The organism is Paraburkholderia sp. SIMBA_053, from assembly GCF_046534895.1.
Taxonomy (GTDB): Bacteria; Pseudomonadota; Gammaproteobacteria; order Burkholderiales; family Burkholderiaceae; genus Paraburkholderia; species Paraburkholderia caledonica.
On the sequence record NZ_JAWRXU010000001.1, the window covers coordinates 969,818 to 984,900 of the forward strand.

Here is a 15,083-nt window from a genome sequence, read left to right on the forward strand (position 1 = left end):
CAGCTGCAGGAACTCAGCAGTTGGCGCGCGGGACGGCTCTGCGTGGTCGAGGCAGTCAGTGCAGACAATATCGTGTTGCAGGTCGCGCATGACGTTAGGCGTGGAAATGGCACGCGGTTTCAGGGGCGTTTGCTAATAAGCGCCGGGGGGTCGTCACTCGTTGGAACGTTCAAGTCCTCCACAGTCAGCCGCATTTTTGCGGCAATATCCTTGCTCTTCCTCGGCGTCATGCTGTGCGGCGGAGTGCTTGGAGGTATTCGCCGAGCGATTACTCCGGGACCGGACCTGCTTGATCCGCTGCAATACATCGCATTCCTGTCGTTATGGTCAGGAGTAGTTTGTCTGATTGGCTGGCTGGTGATCTGGAATGCTTCCCCGGTGCGTAGCGACGTTATAGCGATCTCTGCAGCTATCCGCCAGGCGCTACTGCTGCAAGAACGCGAAAGCTAACCCTTCCACGACACCACCAGGTGCAACGGTTAGCTTTCTGTCAATGGTAACGGGCGACGAAAGTCAGCATCGGATCAATGTATCGGGCGAATGTCGGCCATTTTCGGCCGTTCGAGATGGGTGCCTGGATCGTCGACAATCCACAGATTGCGGAGGGTACATCTATTCGGACGGAATCCCGAATGCCTTTCGACGCCACCTCCAGACGATCAAACATGCCAACTAAGATAGTTGAAGGGCGGTTATCCGGAGCCAATGGCATGTACTCCATCGAGGAACCCGGCAACAACGGCACACTTCTGTCGTCGGCACGATCACGTTGAAATTCCAGTCGTAAAGTGACTCAGCCTGCGTCGGACCAGAAATATTTCTGAAATCGACTCAAGAAAGCTGGCGAATACGCCGATATTCATTGGCGACCGGAGGCTCTCTGGTTAAAAACGGTTGAAGATACAGCCGAGCGATGAACGACTATCGTCAGGCATGACGGGTCGGGTACTGTCGTCGGCTAAGTGCGATGAGGTCGTTCCATGGCCGCCTCGTTCCGACAACGAATAGTCCAACAAACATGTTGTCACGTCTAAAATATGTAAGCTTAATCGGTTCGATTCTTCTAGCGAGTGGCTGTGCGCGACCGCCTGTTGTCGCTGAGCCCTTGTCCGATTCCCGCATTTGCTGTAAATCGCTAGCAAGCATCCCGACAGAGACGCTGCAGATCGGCGAGGTGCGCTCAGTGCATTTCGACGCGGCCAGTTCACCCGTTTTACGCTTCCCGGAAGGGAACGGTGTATTCGCCGCGTTTCGACTTCCGGACCAGGTGCCTCAGTCGTCGCTGAGAATAAGAACGTGGCTCTCTTCGAGCGTGCTACCTGTTGCAACGTTCGTCAAACCCAATGCAATGTTCCTGGATGCGGACTTTCATATCATCGACTCGCCTCGTGACGCGTCGTTGCTATTGGCAGCAGCAACCTGGCAGGGAATCTATGGTGAAGCCATGTTTGCCGTTCCGGCGCGCGCCGTCTATTTGATCGTGTATTCGGGCGATGCCCGGGCAAAGCGACTCATTGTTAGCTCAGCCAATGGGAATCGGTTCGCAATACCGTTCGCGTATAGCGGCAATATTGATGTGACTCTATCGAGGTCGGAATGAAGTGCTCGCGCGAATGGTCGACTTTCTTGCTTCCCATTTTTACGGCGGGAATTGGTCTTATAAGCGGTTGCGCGGGTCAGCCAACGACATCTGCGGATGTGCCGAATTCGAGAATCAGCTTCCGGTTTGAGGCTCCAGGGACGCAGCGCATATTTGAAGTGCAGAGCAGCGACTGTTTCCTGCCGTCCGATCCGACGATCCAACCCATCATGGACATGTCGTATGACCCCAACATCACGACGCTGATCCGGTTTTCTGGGCCGCGCCGGCTTGGGATGCCTGTCACCGGTGAGTATCCCGAGCAATCGTATGCGGAGACACGCGTCGCCGCGGGACATCCCCTCGCACTACGCTTTCGCGTTTTCGTCGGTAACAACATCTATGCGCAGTCGTATCAGGAAGTCGTTTTCACGCCGAGGGCTGGCGCGGACTACGAGGTACTGACAACCTATCCGGATGGTCCGCGTGGCGAAAAGGCCGCTATCCAAATCGCACAAATCACCCAACAAGACCAACACGTCAAGTTGGTTCCGGTGACGGACGTGACGATAATCCCGACTTGCTCGGGATAAGCGCCGATTGATAGTCAGGCTGTCGAACTTCGTTTCCGGGCGGCCATGAGCGGCCATTCGCCGTCGCCGCTCGCATCGTCAACAACCCGGGCGCTGCATCCGCTCTGCCAGCGGCTCTTCGCGTCGCGATTCACTCATGCCTCTATCCGCCAAGGTGGTAAGCAAGCGAGGATGAGCGGCTTTTAGAGGAGCCTGTGGCTAGAGGAGCGGATGTTTGTTTCGGGCTGGTTGTGTACCTTGACTATAAAGTCACTATGAAGAGGGCAACGTCCCGATCATCGAGCTACAGGCGGTTGTGTCTCGCATGCGGTTGCTCGACATCTTTATGGGCATTCCTTACCGAAGTGCGGCCGACACCGCCTCCTCGATCTGCAGCGCAAAGCGCGCTTCAACATCGGGTACCGTGTAGCCAATGGACAGTTCAAGATACGCGTCGCCGAGCACCAACTGCACGAATGTCGCCGCCCTCAATGCAGCAGTCGATTCATCGAACCGCTTTCGCAGAATTCTTGCGGAGAAGACGCGCACGACCTTCGCACCATTTTCGTAAAACACCCGGCCGAGCTCGGGAAGGCGCTCGGCCTCAGCCACGATGGCCCGGTAAAGCCTTAGATAATCCGGTTCGATAAGGCTTCGTGCCAACGCCCATCCCAACTCGTGCAACTCGACTTCCGGTGATCCATCGGATTGCTCGTCCAGAGCACTGACTAGAAGTTCACCCACCTTAGCGCACATCGAACTCACCAGACCAACGAAGAGCGCTTCTTTGGACTTGAAGTGGCGGTAGACCGTCTGTTTGCCGACGCCCGCGGCCGCGGCGACGTCGTCCATCGTTGCCAGGCTGAAGCCTTGGCTTAAAAAAACGGTTTTCGCGCCGTCGAGAATGGCGGACCGCTTTCGGCGCTGCAGCGGGCTTAGGTCAGGGGAAGGGTTCGTGCTCATGTCCGATAAATAGCAGATCACCGTGCAGTTGACAAGACTGACCAGTCTCGTTCACACTGACAACAAACGAGACTCATTAGTCTCGTTTTCGTGGTCGGTCAACTTCGCAGGCAACCCATCGAGGAAAACGCTATGGAACTATTTATTACAGGTGGTACGGGCTACATCGGGCAGGCGGTCGCGCGAAAGGCGATCAGTCTGGGCCATCATGTGACGGCGCTGGTGCGCAACGACACATCGGTGGCCGCCAGCGCGCTAGCAGGTCTCGGCGTGAAACTGCATCGCGGTGACCTGCACGAGCCTCAGTCTTTCGCTGCAATTGCCGGTGCCGCGCATGGCGTGATGCACATGGCGTCGACAAACGATGCTTCCGCCGCTGCGGCTGACAAGGCCGCGGTTGATGCGATGCTTGCACATTTGCATCCGGGTGCGTCGTTCGTCTATGCATCGGGCACATGGGTCTACGGCAACACGGAGGGCGTGGCCGCGACCGAATCAACGGCGTTGAACCCGACACCACTCGTCGCCTGGCGTCCCGCAGTTGAGCAACACGTGCAGATGCTGGCAGCACGCCGCTCGGTTGCTGCAGTGATCCTCCGGCCGGCGATGGTGCACGGTTTCGGCGGCGGCGTCTTCGGCATGCTTGCCGGCATGGTCCGCCAGACCGGCAGTGTAAGAGTCGTCGGGGATGGTCGTAATCACTGGCCCGCCGTGCATGTCGATGATCTCGCCACAGGTTATCTGAGCGCGGTGGAGCGGGCGGCAAGCGGGGACGATCGAGTCACGGGACAGATCTTGAACGTTGTCGCGGAAGATGCCGTTGCCGTTGCCGAAATAGGCGAAGCGATTCGAGCCTCGATCGGCGCCAACCGCGTCGAATTCTGGGCGCTCGACGACGCTCGCAAATCGCTTGGACCATTTGCCGACGCACTGGCGCTAGACCAGTCGGTAAGTGGTCAGCACGCCCGGCGGGTTCTTGGGTGGGAGCCCTGCGGCCCCGGTTTGATTGCGGACCTTTCTTCACAGAAGAACTTGCAGCAAAGCACCGGAGCATGACAATGGTGCTCACCACGGTATCTTTCCAATCGATTCTCGCGACGGCTGTAGCGGTCCTGTTTGCGATTGCTGGAGTGGTCAATCTCGCAGGGCTCGGCACGGTGAAGCGCGACTTTGCACGCTGGGGTTACCCGGCATGGTTCCGGTTGTTTTGTGGCGCTCTCGAGTTGCTCAGTGCAGCACTTCTTTCTCGACAACAAACCAGAGTCCTGGGATTAGCGCTGGCCGGTGCGATCATGACCGGCGCGCTCTTCACGTTGCTACGAAATAGGGAGCCGTTCCGGCATCTCGCCCCGGCGCTGATCTTCTCGGCTCTCGTCGTGGTTACAGTGGCGGTCCGCAGTTGAAGCCTCCTCGGCATCATGCGAGCGAGCCAGGGACGTTAAGCCAGAAAATCGCATTGCGCTTTGCGAAGGTCCGTTGTTGAGAGCGACGACCGTCGCTTGTGGGTCGCGTGCGGCCAATCGCCGTCAGGCAGAAAACCGGCCATCAGCGTTCATTTGTCGACTCCAGTACATAGGCGTTTGAACGTCGAAAAACCGGCCATTGTCAGGCGGTCGGACGGTCTGGTATCCGACTTGACGTTGCAGCTAACTGACATGCGTTCGGGTCCAATAGTCCTGTTTCCGGGCACTACGGTTTCGGGAGTGATTGCGCGGTGCTAATGAGGTTTTGCGGCACAATCCGAATGATGCCGTTGCGCGGACTATCGATATCTGCGATCAACAGAAACGAGAGAGACACTGTCAAAGGCATAATCACGAGGAAGCGGTTTTTGGCGTTTGCATTTTTGACGCCATAGCCCACTAGCAGATTGCTGAACAGGCCAATGACGATCATTAATATCCATGCGGCTACAGGGATTCGATTCCACCATGCCGCCTGCGTGTAGCCTTGTGTGTTGATTACATCGTTCATGCCCGCGATGGCTAGCGCGCTAAGTGGGCTCGGCTGTTTAACGGCGCCGGCCTTGGCTGCAGTCCACAGTTTGGCCTGCAGGTCCGCGGTCGCGGCATCGATTTGCTGGACACGTTGAAGGTCGCGGGTCTGGTAAAACTCGACACGCAATGCGAGATACTGCACGAGGAGCGAGCGGACCACGGCCGCCTCGGCGTCCGCCAGCAGTTCAGCGCGGACGAACTCAGTTCCGATCGCGTTGGCTTCTTCCTCTTCGAGGTTTTTTCGCTGGTCATAGCGGCCCACTGCCATGGACAGACTAAATCCGATGACCAGCGCGAGCAGAGTCAGCGTTGCGGACTGAACGATCTTGAAGTCATCACGCGTGTCTTCGTCGATTTGTATCCGCGAGCGCAGAGTGCGGCTACCCAGCCGGGCCGCAATCGACATCAGCACGAAAGAGATGACAAAGAGGACAAATGGGTGTCTCACCAGTTGCTGCATGATCGCTCCTTTGGATATGTAGTTCTCTTTCGAGGAGTTGGCCGCTTACGCCTCGGATGACGAATTCCGCTTCAATGCCAACCGCAAGCTTGTATGTACGACAATTGCCCGTGCACCAAATGGCATTCTAGGAGGTCAAGGGCGCGCGCTTCTCGAAGAATGCATCGCTAAACAAAGGTACGTGGCGTTTTTGCCGAAGATCGGGCACCGCTTGGATTGGCCCGGAATTAAACGGACCATTGTGACGACACTGCACGCCAAGCAGGATGGCTAAGGAGACATTAGGGCGAGGCTTGCCACTACTACGTCTGCTTTGATGTGTACTGAGAGCAGTCGGCCCGCGCCCCATGCGGGCGGCCGAGTTCGGTCGGGTCCGAAAGCTGGGGCCGAAGTCGCTGGGGATGCGTGCGTTCACGCGCGGTGTTTGGCAATCGGCCACTCTCCGTCAGTCGAGCATCTCGGGTAGATTGCCGACAATTACAACCAAGGAGCTGAATTCATGGACTGCAGGAGGCAAGTGAATCCGGAGCTTAACGGTTGGGACGGGTTTGTCAAAGCATTGGCCCCAGCGTGGAAGGTGAACAGCATCACCGACGAACTGATGAGGTTGGTTGCGGACCACACCATTGCCACGGCTCTTTGGGGTTGCCTGAAGTCAGATGCGATCCGATGGCTGTATAGCGAAGTGCCGATGTTGGACAATCAACGTCCCATCGATCTGTTGACCAGTTCAGAGGGAAGTCAGCGTGTGTGAAATGGATCTTGTTTTCCTCGCCTTGGTGGTGAGACCTCGTAGATCCCTGATCTACTTAACCGGCAACTGCACGACAACGAGGAAAGGGACTCACAGGAAGACTCATGTCTGCCGAGAGCCTCGAATCGTGAATGCCCATGACGCCCGGTCAGCGGCCAGGCAACAAGCACACATCAACGGTTTATGAGCCGCGTTTGAGCCCACAAACCGCCCGGTATCGGCCATTTCCACGCCTTCTTCGCGTCATAACCAAACCGCACTACCGACCTAAGTCAGCAAGCCCCCGTCGATCGTGAGAATTGTTCCAGTGACATGCCTTGCCGCCGGGCTTGCAAGAAAAGTGACGGCCGCGGAGATGTCAGCCGGTGCGGCGAAGCGTCCCAACGGCGTAAGGCTGCGCTGGAATTCCGCGCTCTCGCCGTTAGCCGGGTTCATTTCGGTATCAGTCGAGCCCGGTTGAACCAGATTGGCAGTGATGTCCTTCGGGCCCAACTCCTGAGCCAGCCCCCGTGTGAACGACTGCAGCGCGGACTTGGTCATGTAGTAGACCGTTCCCGGTGAACCCACGATGCGATCAGCTCCGGCGGAGCCGATCGTAATTATGCGACCGCCCGCTTTGAGATGAGGGATGGCTGCCTGCGTCGCGAGAATGGGACCGCGGACGTTGACCGCAAGGAGAGCGTCGATGTCCGCCAGGTCGAAGTCGGCGATCGTGTTGTAGCGAGCGATGGCAGCGTTGTTGACGAGAATGTCGAGCCCACCCAGCGCGCCGACGGCCTCATCGACCGATCGCCTGATGGCGGACGGATCGGCACTGTCGGCTTTGATCCCGACACCGCGGCGGCCCAGTTTCTCGATCGAGGCCACAACTGCCTGCGCCCGCTCGGCTGAGTTCTGAAACGTTACCGCAACGTCCGCGCCCTCTTCTGCAAGCGCCAGTGCAATCGCGGCACCGATGCCCCGCGAGCCGCCGGTGACCAATGCCCGTTTTCCGACTAGATTGTTGTTCATTGTCCGCCTTTTATGTAGTGATCGATGCACAAATGGTAGGATCGGCGGCACGGACAGTCAAGATATTTATGTAGTGATCGATGCAGAAAAAACCAGAGAAAACTTCCATGACCATTGCACGCCCACCTCGTGGCCGCGGCAGGCCACGCGCTTTCGATCGTGAAGCAGCACTGGCGCAAGCCATGAGGCTTTTCTGGATCAAGGGTTATGAGGCGACCTCAATTGCAGACCTGACCAACGCGCTCGGCGTCGGCTCGACCAGCCTCTATGCCGCTTTCGGATCGAAAGACGAGCTATATGCCGAAGCGATGCGGCTTTACTCGGCGACCTACGAGCATCTGGTCCTGGGAAGGTTTCGCCAGGCTGTTACCGCACGCGAAGCGGCGTTTGCCTATCTGTGGGACTCAGCCATGGCGATGACCGGGGCAGATTGCGGTCTGCCACACGGCTGCATGGTCACACTGGCCACCGTCGGAAGCGATGGCCATGCCGAGCTTGACGACTTGATGCGGGCCACGCGAGGTGGAGCGTTTGATGTGCTCATGTCGCGCCTGGAAAAGGCCGTTGCTGAGGGTGACTTGCCGGGATCCCTTGATATAGCGAAACTCGCGAGGTTCCTGCAAACAGTTCAAAGCGGTATGGCGATCCGAGCGCGGGACGGCGCCGAAAGAGCAGAACTCCAAGCCGTCGCTGAGATGACGATGGCTGGATGGGAGGAACTGGTTCGCCACGCCGACATACGTGCAAAGTCCGATTAACACATTGATTTGGACAGCGAAGTATGTCGTTGAGATTGATTGGTGCGGAACGCGCGCGCGGAGAGATTAAAGGCGGACGGCGAAGCTCTCCGACAGGATCGATCGAGGTTCGCGCCACCGAATCTTTCCAGTTTTCCCTACCGGCTTCGCAACGAAGACCAACCATCAGTCAGTGAGACTCGCCCGAAATCACGCCGACACCAGTGGCGGCATGTCGTCGGGCGGCGACTGCACCGAATCGGAAGACAGCGCAGCGTGCAGCGTAGCGGGATCGAACCGCCAGGACTCCGGCATACCCAGCGCTGCCCCGATCGACTCCGAACAGTGCCAGCGACCTCGATGGCGGCCGCCGCGCCGCAGGAAAGCGAAGACAGGTGCGAAGTCGTACGGTTCGCCGAAATGATCGTTGAACCACTCCACCGCAGCCCGCTCCGTCACCGGATCGGCCGCGACTCCGACAACATCCCATCGCGCCGGATCGAGCTTCGTAGTGATGAAGCGCACGCTCCCATCCTCGAACGACGACGATGCGCACAAATGCGCGTCGATGATTGGAGCGACGACGAGTTCGCAATGCGAATAGGGACTGTTTGTCCACCACCGGATCAGGCGGTTTAATTTTCCGGCCAGGCCGGGACGCGTTCCCTTGTAAAAAGCAACCTTCATCGATTAGCTCCAAGTGTCAGCTCGCACGCGCGGCCGATCGTCGTCAATTAAACCGAAACACTAGCTGCTGATTCTTTCTTGCGCGAATGTGACATTCGCCGCTGCGTGATCGATTTTCACTCTCCGATGCTCTGCCTTCTATGAAGCCCGTAAATCAATCCAGGTGGCTACCGTCGTGCCGTTGCCCGGCGCAGATCTAACGATTAGTCGTCTGACGTAACTGCCTTTGAGTGATCGGTTAGCAATATCGGTGTCCGAATCTCAAGAAGCAAGTAGCAAATAGATACGAGATTCGCGTTACCGCGCGGCATTTGCAATTCGCGTTTTGCGATTGAAAAGCAGTACTTATCCTCTGCCGAAACCCCCGCCGTTTCAACTTTTTGCGCCTTTATCGCCCGATTTTAGGCCGCAATCGCATACTCCGAAACCTTTGTTCTTAAATAGTTGCATCCAGGGTGCCACACGCGGCACCGGTGGCCGCGTCAGTTTGAGCGGCGACATCAATCGGGTTGGCCCATAGCGCTGGTCGGTGCGGCGCATCTCGCAGGTTCAGGACGCTTGATTCATTTGAGAAGCCGGAGGCAGTCGATGAACGCAGGACGGAGCGGATCTATGGCTAAAAAGGGCCTCTTTTTCTCGATCGTCATCGCCAACTACAACTATGGGCATTTTCTTCGACAGGCTATTGAAAGCGCCTTGACGCAAGATTGGGACCGGCTGGAAATCATCGTTGTGGACGACGGATCGACCGACAACTCGGCCGACGTCATTCACTCGTTTGGTGAAAAAATCACGGCGATCTTTAAAAAGAACGGCGGGCAGCGGGACGCCAACAACGTAGGCTTCGCGAGAAGTACAGGCGACGTCGTCATATTCCTCGATGCGGACGACGTGCTAATGCCCGGTGCGTTGCGCGCCATTGCTTCAGTATGGCGGACCGGCCTGAGCAAGGTACAGGTGCTGATGGAGCGCGTCGACGCGCAGGGCCGTCGCATACAGAACGAGAATGCGATTCCAAAGATTCGAAATGTGATTCCGAAGATTCCGCCCGGACTATCTTCGGAAGCGATCCGCCACTGGGCTTATGAAACGTCCGAATACCCTACGCCGCCCGGATCGGGAAATGCCTACGCACGGAGTTTTCTGGAAAAGATCTTTCCACTGGATGCGAGTTACGATTCGTTCACGGACTCAACGTGCATCGCCATGGCCCCCTACCTCGGCGATGTAGAAACGATCGCTGCGCCCTTGGTGCTCTATCGCATGCACGGCGCGAATGACAGCGCCATGAGCGCGAGCACGAGCAACTTCGGACGAGAGATCGCGCGTGCGCTCAAGCGTCACAGCGCTGCCTGCAAGGCCTGTGCGATGACCGGCCGGCCGGCACCGCCGCTCAGCACTCTTTTTTGTGCGCCTCACTTGTTGCAATTGCGCGTTGCCTCTTTACGGCTCACACCGCGACAGCATCCCTTGCCCGGCGACAGCAGAATTAGAGCCCTGCGCGACGCCCTTTCCATTCCTTTTCGCGCAAGTTTCGAGCGCCCTGCTTTCCGCTGTCTTATCGCCGGTTGGAGCATTGCCACGTTGCTCGCGCCGAAAAACATTGCCAGCACGCTAATCCGCCGACGGTTCATATGAAAGCGGTCGCAGGCCGTCAGATCCCTCCTTACCTTCGCGCGTGACACATCATGAAGGACATGACAGTCATCATCTGCAATCACAATTACGAACAGTTCCTGGCGGAGGCAATCGATTCGGCGCTTGCACAGGACTACATGAGCACTTACGTCATAGTGATCGACGACGGATCAACAGACGGCTCGCGCGCAATCATTGAAGGCTATGGCGGTCGCGTTAGCTCCGTCTTCAAGAACAACGGTGGCCAGGTGTCTGCCTACAATTTGGGGCTGCATCTCGCCAGAACCGATTACGTGCTGTTCCTCGATGCTGACGACGTCCTTTATCAGGGCGCCGTGTCCGAAGTGATGCAGCGCTTCGAGAACGGAAATCTTGCAAAAGTGCAGTTTCAGCTAGACGTGATCGATCACACCAGCAAGCAGATGGGCGCTTATGTGCCTCATTCTCGAATCGATGGCGATTGCCGAAAGCTTCTGCTCGATGGGTGGCTCTATCCGTCACCGCCGGCGTCTGGAAACGCCTACAGCGTCAGTGCTCTTAGAAAGATCTTTCCCGTTCCCGAAACGATCAAGGACCGGTATGGCGCAGATTTCTATGCAATTTATGGGTCGGCTCTAGTTGGACCTGTATCGAGTATCCCGGTGTCACTCGGCGGATACCGCGTATATGCAAGCGCAGGGAGAGACGCATTGTTTGCTAACTCTGATCAGCAGGAAAAGGCCCCGAAGGCCTTCCCGTCCCGCTGGGTGACCCTTCGGGAACTGGCCTGGTGTCGCATGGGAATGCAACTGCCGGCCGACTTCCACGATTTCGCATACGAACGAGCTCATTTCTATTCGAGCGTCTACCATGCTCCGTTGACGACCCGTTGGCGTTGGATGCTAAGAGATTCGCACCGGTATCTGCATGCCATTGTGGCGAACCCTTTCTGGAGCCTGAAGAAGAAGTTGGGGACACTCGCGCTATCCAGTTTGTGTCTGTTTCCATACTCCCCTGTCGCAGACTACGCGGTTCGCTACATCTGCAATCCCCTGGCCCGGTCCAGCGCCGCCCGTTAGGAAGAAGGACGGTGTTCCCTCGTTATGCAAGATTCGCGCATGACGAAGGCTCGAACCCAAGCCCTCCTCTGACGTTCACTAAGCTTGTCTAACTTCGAACGGCGCTGATATGCCTCATCACCAGTCACAGTCAACCGTCGGCCTGTCCAGCAACGAATACATGGCGGGCGAAGACCTCTCCTTGGCGCGATCTGTGGACGATCGCGCGCAGACAGATAAACCCGTCACACGGATGACGGATGCAGCGGCTCCATCTGTCACTGTCGTCATGGCGAACTTCAACGGTGAACGCTGGATCGGCGAAGCCATTCAGTCGGTCCAGAGACAGAGCCTTGAAGACTGGGAACTGATCGTCGCGGATGACGCGTCAACTGACGCTAGCGTGGAAATCGTTCGCGCCTTTGCCGATAACGATTCCCGAATCAAGCTTCTGACCGCATCGTTCAACGCGGGGCCGTCCACTGTTCGTAATCGTGCGCTGGAATGCGCACGAGGACACTGGATTACGTTTTTGGACAGTGATGACGTCCTCGCGGAAGGACGCCTCGAATCGCTGCTGCAGCGCGCGGAGAGTTCTGGTGCAGGCATCGTAGCGGACGATTTACTTATCGTGGACGAGGAGGGCTCGCTCACCGGACATTCCCTGCTGGGCCTTGAAAGCTTCAAAAGTTTCGATGCCGTCTCTTTGATCAAAGCGCCACGCCTGGCGTATCTTAAGCCTATGATCAATGCCGAGCTCCTGACTGGACTTCGGTATGAAGAGCGGCTTCGTTCCGGAGAAGACTTCGATATCCTGTTGCGCTTACTGGCCAAGCACGATGCAAGAATAATTGTCTATCCGGCAATGGGTTACCGCTACCGGCGCCGTGGTGGTTCGCTCTCCTCTGACAAGTCAGCGGACCGGCAGACGCTACGAGGCATGCTTGACGCAAATGCACGTTTCCGCGCATCGCACACACTCTCTGCACGTTTGGCCGCCGCGTGTGCGCGCCGGCATCGGTCTCTCAAGGCGTCTCTTCACTGGGTCGATGTGACCGAAGCGATTCGTGAAAAGCGTTTCGTGACCGCCGTTAGACACGTGATCGATCACCCGGGAGTTCTCAGTTGCGTTATGCAGTTCTTCAACAAACGGCTTTCCCTCCTCATATCCCGGAGCAAGCGCCGCGCTAGAACATTTGGCCTATGAACCGAGCGACGCGACAACGGCAGTCGTGCACCGCGTAAGCTCTCCTTTGACGCTGCCTCCAACGTTTCAAGTTCCAGAAGACGACATCGAGTAGCCGACAGGAAAGCGGTGTTGGCGAAAACCATTTCCTTTCTGAAGGGTGGAAGACACTGATGAATGCTACGAACCTTGTGCTCGAACGGGTCATCAATCAACGATTCGTGTCAGCGGGCATCCATCGGCTCTTCTCGGCCAAGCCTCCCTTGGAGGAGGTCGATGCGCGGCGAATATGGACCGGGAATGGCCTGGTCTCTTTCGACGCCTTCGACACCCTGATAACGAGGCCTTTGCAGCGGCCATCCGACATGTTCCTGCTAACGGGGTATCGACTGCAACGCGAATTTGGCTCGCTCATCGAGCCCGGTGAATGGCTGAAAATCCGGCAAGCAGCGGAGTTCAGGGCCCGCAAGGCAGGAGTTGAACGTGAAGTGACGCTCGACGACATCTACGCGGCCATCGCAGCGTCGTCGGGCTTGTCGCACGATTTACTGGAAACAGCGCAGGCCATTGAAGTCGAGCTCGAGAAGCGTTTGATGCGACCCATCGCCGGTATGGTTGAGACTCTCAATCGTTTTGCGTCACTCGGCAGAACGGCAATTATTTCGGACATCTACTTTTCCCATCGGGACCTGGAAACGATGTTGAGCAGTTGCGGCGTGTATATCAGCGAGGGTGAACTTTTCGTTTCATGCGAGAGGGGCCGCGCAAAAAGGACAGGATCCCTCTTTCCGCTTGCAAAGGGCAGTAGCAAGAGCCATCTGCACGTTGGCGACAGCGTATTTTCCGATGTCTTCCAGGCGTGGCGTGCAGGCGCTCGCGTAGCACCGTTCTTCCGCGGGGCACCTAGTCGCCTGGAGCGCGAACTCGGCAAGGGTGCGATTGAGCCGCACCTGCTCGGATCTGCGCTGTCGGGCAGCGCGCGTACCGCCCGGCTGCGTTTTACGGCTATTACTAGCCACGATCAGTCGATTGCCGAAATATCGGCGGGCTTCATGGGCCCGTTGCTCCTCGCGTTCGTTGTGTGGATTCTGAAACAGGCCCAAAGCAGGAAAGTCGATAAGCTGTTTTTTCTGGCGCGTGACGGCCAGATCCTCATGTCCATTGCAAAGAAGATCGTGGCGCTATATGGCATTCCGATCGAGCTGCACTATCTGCACGTATCGCGGCAATCGCTCCACTTACCCGCACTCGTCAACGTGTCCGATGGAGATCTGAGTCATTTCGGCTTTACGCCGGGAAGTTCTCTTTCTGACATATTGGAAAAATTCGACGTGGATATCGGGCATCCGGCCATCGCCGGCTTGCAGCAACGTCTTCACATTAGCTCCCCTGATGCGCCGCTGAGCGCCTCTGATCTGAAGCAACTAATGCAGCATATGCAGGCGGACGACGAGGTGGTGAATCTCATCAATGCGACCGCCTCTTCTGCTCGACAACTGCTTCTCGACTATCTGGAACAAAAGGGATTCCTCGCCGACGGGAACGTCGGTGTCGTCGATATTGGATGGCGGGGGAATCTACAGCGGTCGCTGGCAATGGTGGCGTCCACCCGCGAAGCCGGTTTCAGTCGGCGTCTATCGGGCTTTTACTTTGGGCTTCATCGTCGCCCGGAAAACTGCGGTAGTCTCGACGACTATCTGAGCGAACCCTTCGCGGCGCCTCTACGGCCCTTTGTCCGAGGACCAATATTTGAGGCCCTTTGCGCAGCGGACCACGGCACGACGACGGGTTATAAACGAGGAGACGATGGCATCGTTTACGCAGAGCTCCTTACTCAGGACAATCCGCAGGCCATGGCGTGGGGCTTGAGACTTCAACACAATGTGATCAATGCGTATGTCGATGACGTACTGGCCGTTCTCAGCGAGGCCGATATCGACATACTTGATTCTTTGCAAGGGATCACGCAGGGAGCCGCCATCGTAACCAGACTCGTAATAGGCTCACCCACCCGTAGTGAGGCGAGCGCATTAGGCTCCTTTCCTCATGCGAGCGATCAGTTGCACAGAGTGTTCGAGGAGGTCGCGCCGCCCCTGCCACTCAGCGCCCGCAAGTGGATGTCGAGGCTGGGCGCCAAAGATGGAAAACCCTTGATTTCAGAATGGCCCGAGGCCAGCGTAGTCCGGGCGGTGCCCGCTCTCGGAGCCGGGTTAATGCTGGGAAGTCTTGGCGTGGCAAGATGGTTGCGTACCCGGGCGATGGCCCGATAGTGCCGCCCCATGCGTCCAGGTATGCGGTAATAATGCCGAGACACAGCCAGGCTGTCGTGGGCATGCACCGTGCAGAGAAGGGACATCTGGAGGCGGTTGCGCGCGTTCAGACAGCCTTCGCGTGGTTTCAGCGCGGCACTTCCGGCCCCACCAGCATCTAGCTCACAAAGCCGGGCCAACGGAGTCCATGCA

At 57.4% G+C, this 15,083-nt stretch carries 15 protein-coding genes; 11 read left to right on the forward strand and 4 right to left on the reverse strand.

All coding sequences use genetic code 11. The features are described from left to right. Positions 1-42: 42 nt before the first annotated feature. From SB753_RS04420 to SB753_RS04430, 3 genes are all read left to right on the forward strand, one after another. Positions 43-450 (forward strand): hypothetical protein, encoded by a 408-nt coding sequence (locus SB753_RS04420; RefSeq protein ID WP_131321261.1) that lies wholly within the window; start codon positions 43-45, stop codon positions 448-450. Positions 451-1,105: 655 nt separating this feature from the next. After that, complete coding sequence (locus SB753_RS04425) at positions 1,106-1,600, forward strand: MalM family protein (RefSeq protein ID WP_165572759.1); 495 nt, start codon at positions 1,106-1,108, stop codon at positions 1,598-1,600. Continuing rightward, entirely contained in the window at positions 1,597-2,172 is a 576-nt protein-coding gene (locus SB753_RS04430; RefSeq protein WP_131321281.1) for a hypothetical protein, read from the forward strand. The genes SB753_RS04425 and SB753_RS04430 overlap by 4 nt, the downstream gene beginning before the upstream one ends. Before the next feature lie 336 nt (positions 2,173-2,508). Here SB753_RS04430 and SB753_RS04435 read toward each other — a convergent pair whose 3' ends face one another. Then, on the reverse strand, positions 2,509-3,114 hold the full coding sequence (locus tag SB753_RS04435) for a TetR/AcrR family transcriptional regulator (RefSeq protein ID WP_410799166.1): 606 nt from the start codon (positions 3,112-3,114) through the stop codon (positions 2,509-2,511). A 132-nt stretch (positions 3,115-3,246) separates the two neighbouring features. Between SB753_RS04435 and SB753_RS04440 the strand changes: the two genes are divergently transcribed. Next, positions 3,247-4,170, forward strand: coding sequence for an NAD-dependent epimerase/dehydratase family protein (locus SB753_RS04440; RefSeq protein ID WP_410799168.1), 924 nt, complete (start codon positions 3,247-3,249; stop codon positions 4,168-4,170). A gap of 2 nt (positions 4,171-4,172) precedes the next feature. Continuing rightward, positions 4,173-4,517, forward strand: a complete 345-nt coding sequence (locus SB753_RS04445) for a DoxX family protein (RefSeq protein ID WP_408192817.1) — start codon at positions 4,173-4,175, stop codon at positions 4,515-4,517. A gap of 286 nt (positions 4,518-4,803) precedes the next feature. Here SB753_RS04445 and SB753_RS04450 read toward each other — a convergent pair whose 3' ends face one another. Beyond that, the gene (locus SB753_RS04450; protein ID WP_288831062.1) at positions 4,804-5,571 is read right to left on the reverse strand and encodes a hypothetical protein; all 768 of its coding nucleotides are present in this window, start codon (positions 5,569-5,571) and stop codon (positions 4,804-4,806) included. Between the two features lie 517 nt (positions 5,572-6,088). Here SB753_RS04450 and SB753_RS04455 point away from each other — a divergent pair. Continuing rightward, positions 6,089-6,325 carry an antitoxin Xre/MbcA/ParS toxin-binding domain-containing protein gene (locus SB753_RS04455; RefSeq protein WP_165572815.1) on the forward strand — a complete coding sequence of 79 codons (237 nt, stop codon included), beginning with the start codon at positions 6,089-6,091 and terminating at the stop codon, positions 6,323-6,325. 267 nt (positions 6,326-6,592) lie between these two features. Here the strand turns inward: SB753_RS04455 and SB753_RS04460 are convergent, their stop codons facing one another. After that, entirely contained in the window at positions 6,593-7,336 is a 744-nt protein-coding gene (locus SB753_RS04460) for an SDR family NAD(P)-dependent oxidoreductase (protein WP_410799615.1), read from the reverse strand. A gap of 80 nt (positions 7,337-7,416) precedes the next feature. On the opposite strand from SB753_RS04460, the gene SB753_RS04465 reads away from it, so the two are divergent. Further along, a complete protein-coding gene (locus tag SB753_RS04465) occupies positions 7,417-8,094 on the forward strand; it encodes a TetR/AcrR family transcriptional regulator (RefSeq protein WP_410799170.1) in 678 nt (225 codons plus the stop codon). 189 nt (positions 8,095-8,283) lie between these two features. Here SB753_RS04465 and SB753_RS04470 read toward each other — a convergent pair whose 3' ends face one another. Then, positions 8,284-8,760: a hypothetical protein gene (locus tag SB753_RS04470; RefSeq protein WP_410799171.1), complete on the reverse strand. Its 477-nt coding sequence runs from the start codon at positions 8,758-8,760 to the stop codon at positions 8,284-8,286. Between the two features lie 612 nt (positions 8,761-9,372). On the opposite strand from SB753_RS04470, the gene SB753_RS04475 reads away from it, so the two are divergent. From SB753_RS04475 to SB753_RS04490, 4 genes are all read left to right on the forward strand, one after another. Then, positions 9,373-10,398, forward strand: coding sequence for a glycosyltransferase (locus SB753_RS04475; protein ID WP_020066453.1), 1,026 nt, complete (start codon positions 9,373-9,375; stop codon positions 10,396-10,398). 50 nt (positions 10,399-10,448) lie between these two features. Then, positions 10,449-11,456: a glycosyltransferase family 2 protein gene (locus SB753_RS04480; protein WP_410799172.1), complete on the forward strand. Its 1,008-nt coding sequence runs from the start codon at positions 10,449-10,451 to the stop codon at positions 11,454-11,456. A 109-nt stretch (positions 11,457-11,565) separates the two neighbouring features. Then, positions 11,566-12,642 (forward strand): glycosyltransferase family 2 protein, encoded by a 1,077-nt coding sequence (locus tag SB753_RS04485; RefSeq protein ID WP_410799173.1) that lies wholly within the window; start codon positions 11,566-11,568, stop codon positions 12,640-12,642. A gap of 152 nt (positions 12,643-12,794) precedes the next feature. Beyond that, a complete protein-coding gene (locus tag SB753_RS04490; RefSeq protein WP_410799174.1) occupies positions 12,795-14,891 on the forward strand; it encodes an HAD family hydrolase in 2,097 nt (698 codons plus the stop codon). The last annotated feature ends 192 nt before the right edge of the window (positions 14,892-15,083 follow it).

Coding starts and splice junctions, on each gene's coding strand:
- SB753_RS04480 (WP_410799172.1), top strand. CDS start 10,449: ATGAAGGACATGACAGTCATCATCTGCAATCACAATTACGAACAGTTC.
- SB753_RS04475 (WP_020066453.1), top strand. CDS start 9,373: ATGGCTAAAAAGGGCCTCTTTTTCTCGATCGTCATCGCCAACTACAAC.
- SB753_RS04440 (WP_410799168.1), top strand. CDS start 3,247: ATGGAACTATTTATTACAGGTGGTACGGGCTACATCGGGCAGGCGGTC.
- SB753_RS04460 (WP_410799615.1), bottom strand. CDS start 7,336: ATGAACAACAATCTAGTCGGAAAACGGGCATTGGTCACCGGCGGCTCG.
- SB753_RS04470 (WP_410799171.1), bottom strand. CDS start 8,760: ATGAAGGTTGCTTTTTACAAGGGAACGCGTCCCGGCCTGGCCGGAAAA.
- SB753_RS04445 (WP_408192817.1), top strand. CDS start 4,173: ATGGTGCTCACCACGGTATCTTTCCAATCGATTCTCGCGACGGCTGTA.
- SB753_RS04485 (WP_410799173.1), top strand. CDS start 11,566: ATGCCTCATCACCAGTCACAGTCAACCGTCGGCCTGTCCAGCAACGAA.
- SB753_RS04490 (WP_410799174.1), top strand. CDS start 12,795: ATGAATGCTACGAACCTTGTGCTCGAACGGGTCATCAATCAACGATTC.
- SB753_RS04450 (WP_288831062.1), bottom strand. CDS start 5,571: ATGCAGCAACTGGTGAGACACCCATTTGTCCTCTTTGTCATCTCTTTC.
- SB753_RS04465 (WP_410799170.1), top strand. CDS start 7,417: ATGCAGAAAAAACCAGAGAAAACTTCCATGACCATTGCACGCCCACCT.
- SB753_RS04435 (WP_410799166.1), bottom strand. CDS start 3,114: ATGAGCACGAACCCTTCCCCTGACCTAAGCCCGCTGCAGCGCCGAAAG.
- SB753_RS04430 (WP_131321281.1), top strand. CDS start 1,597: ATGAAGTGCTCGCGCGAATGGTCGACTTTCTTGCTTCCCATTTTTACG.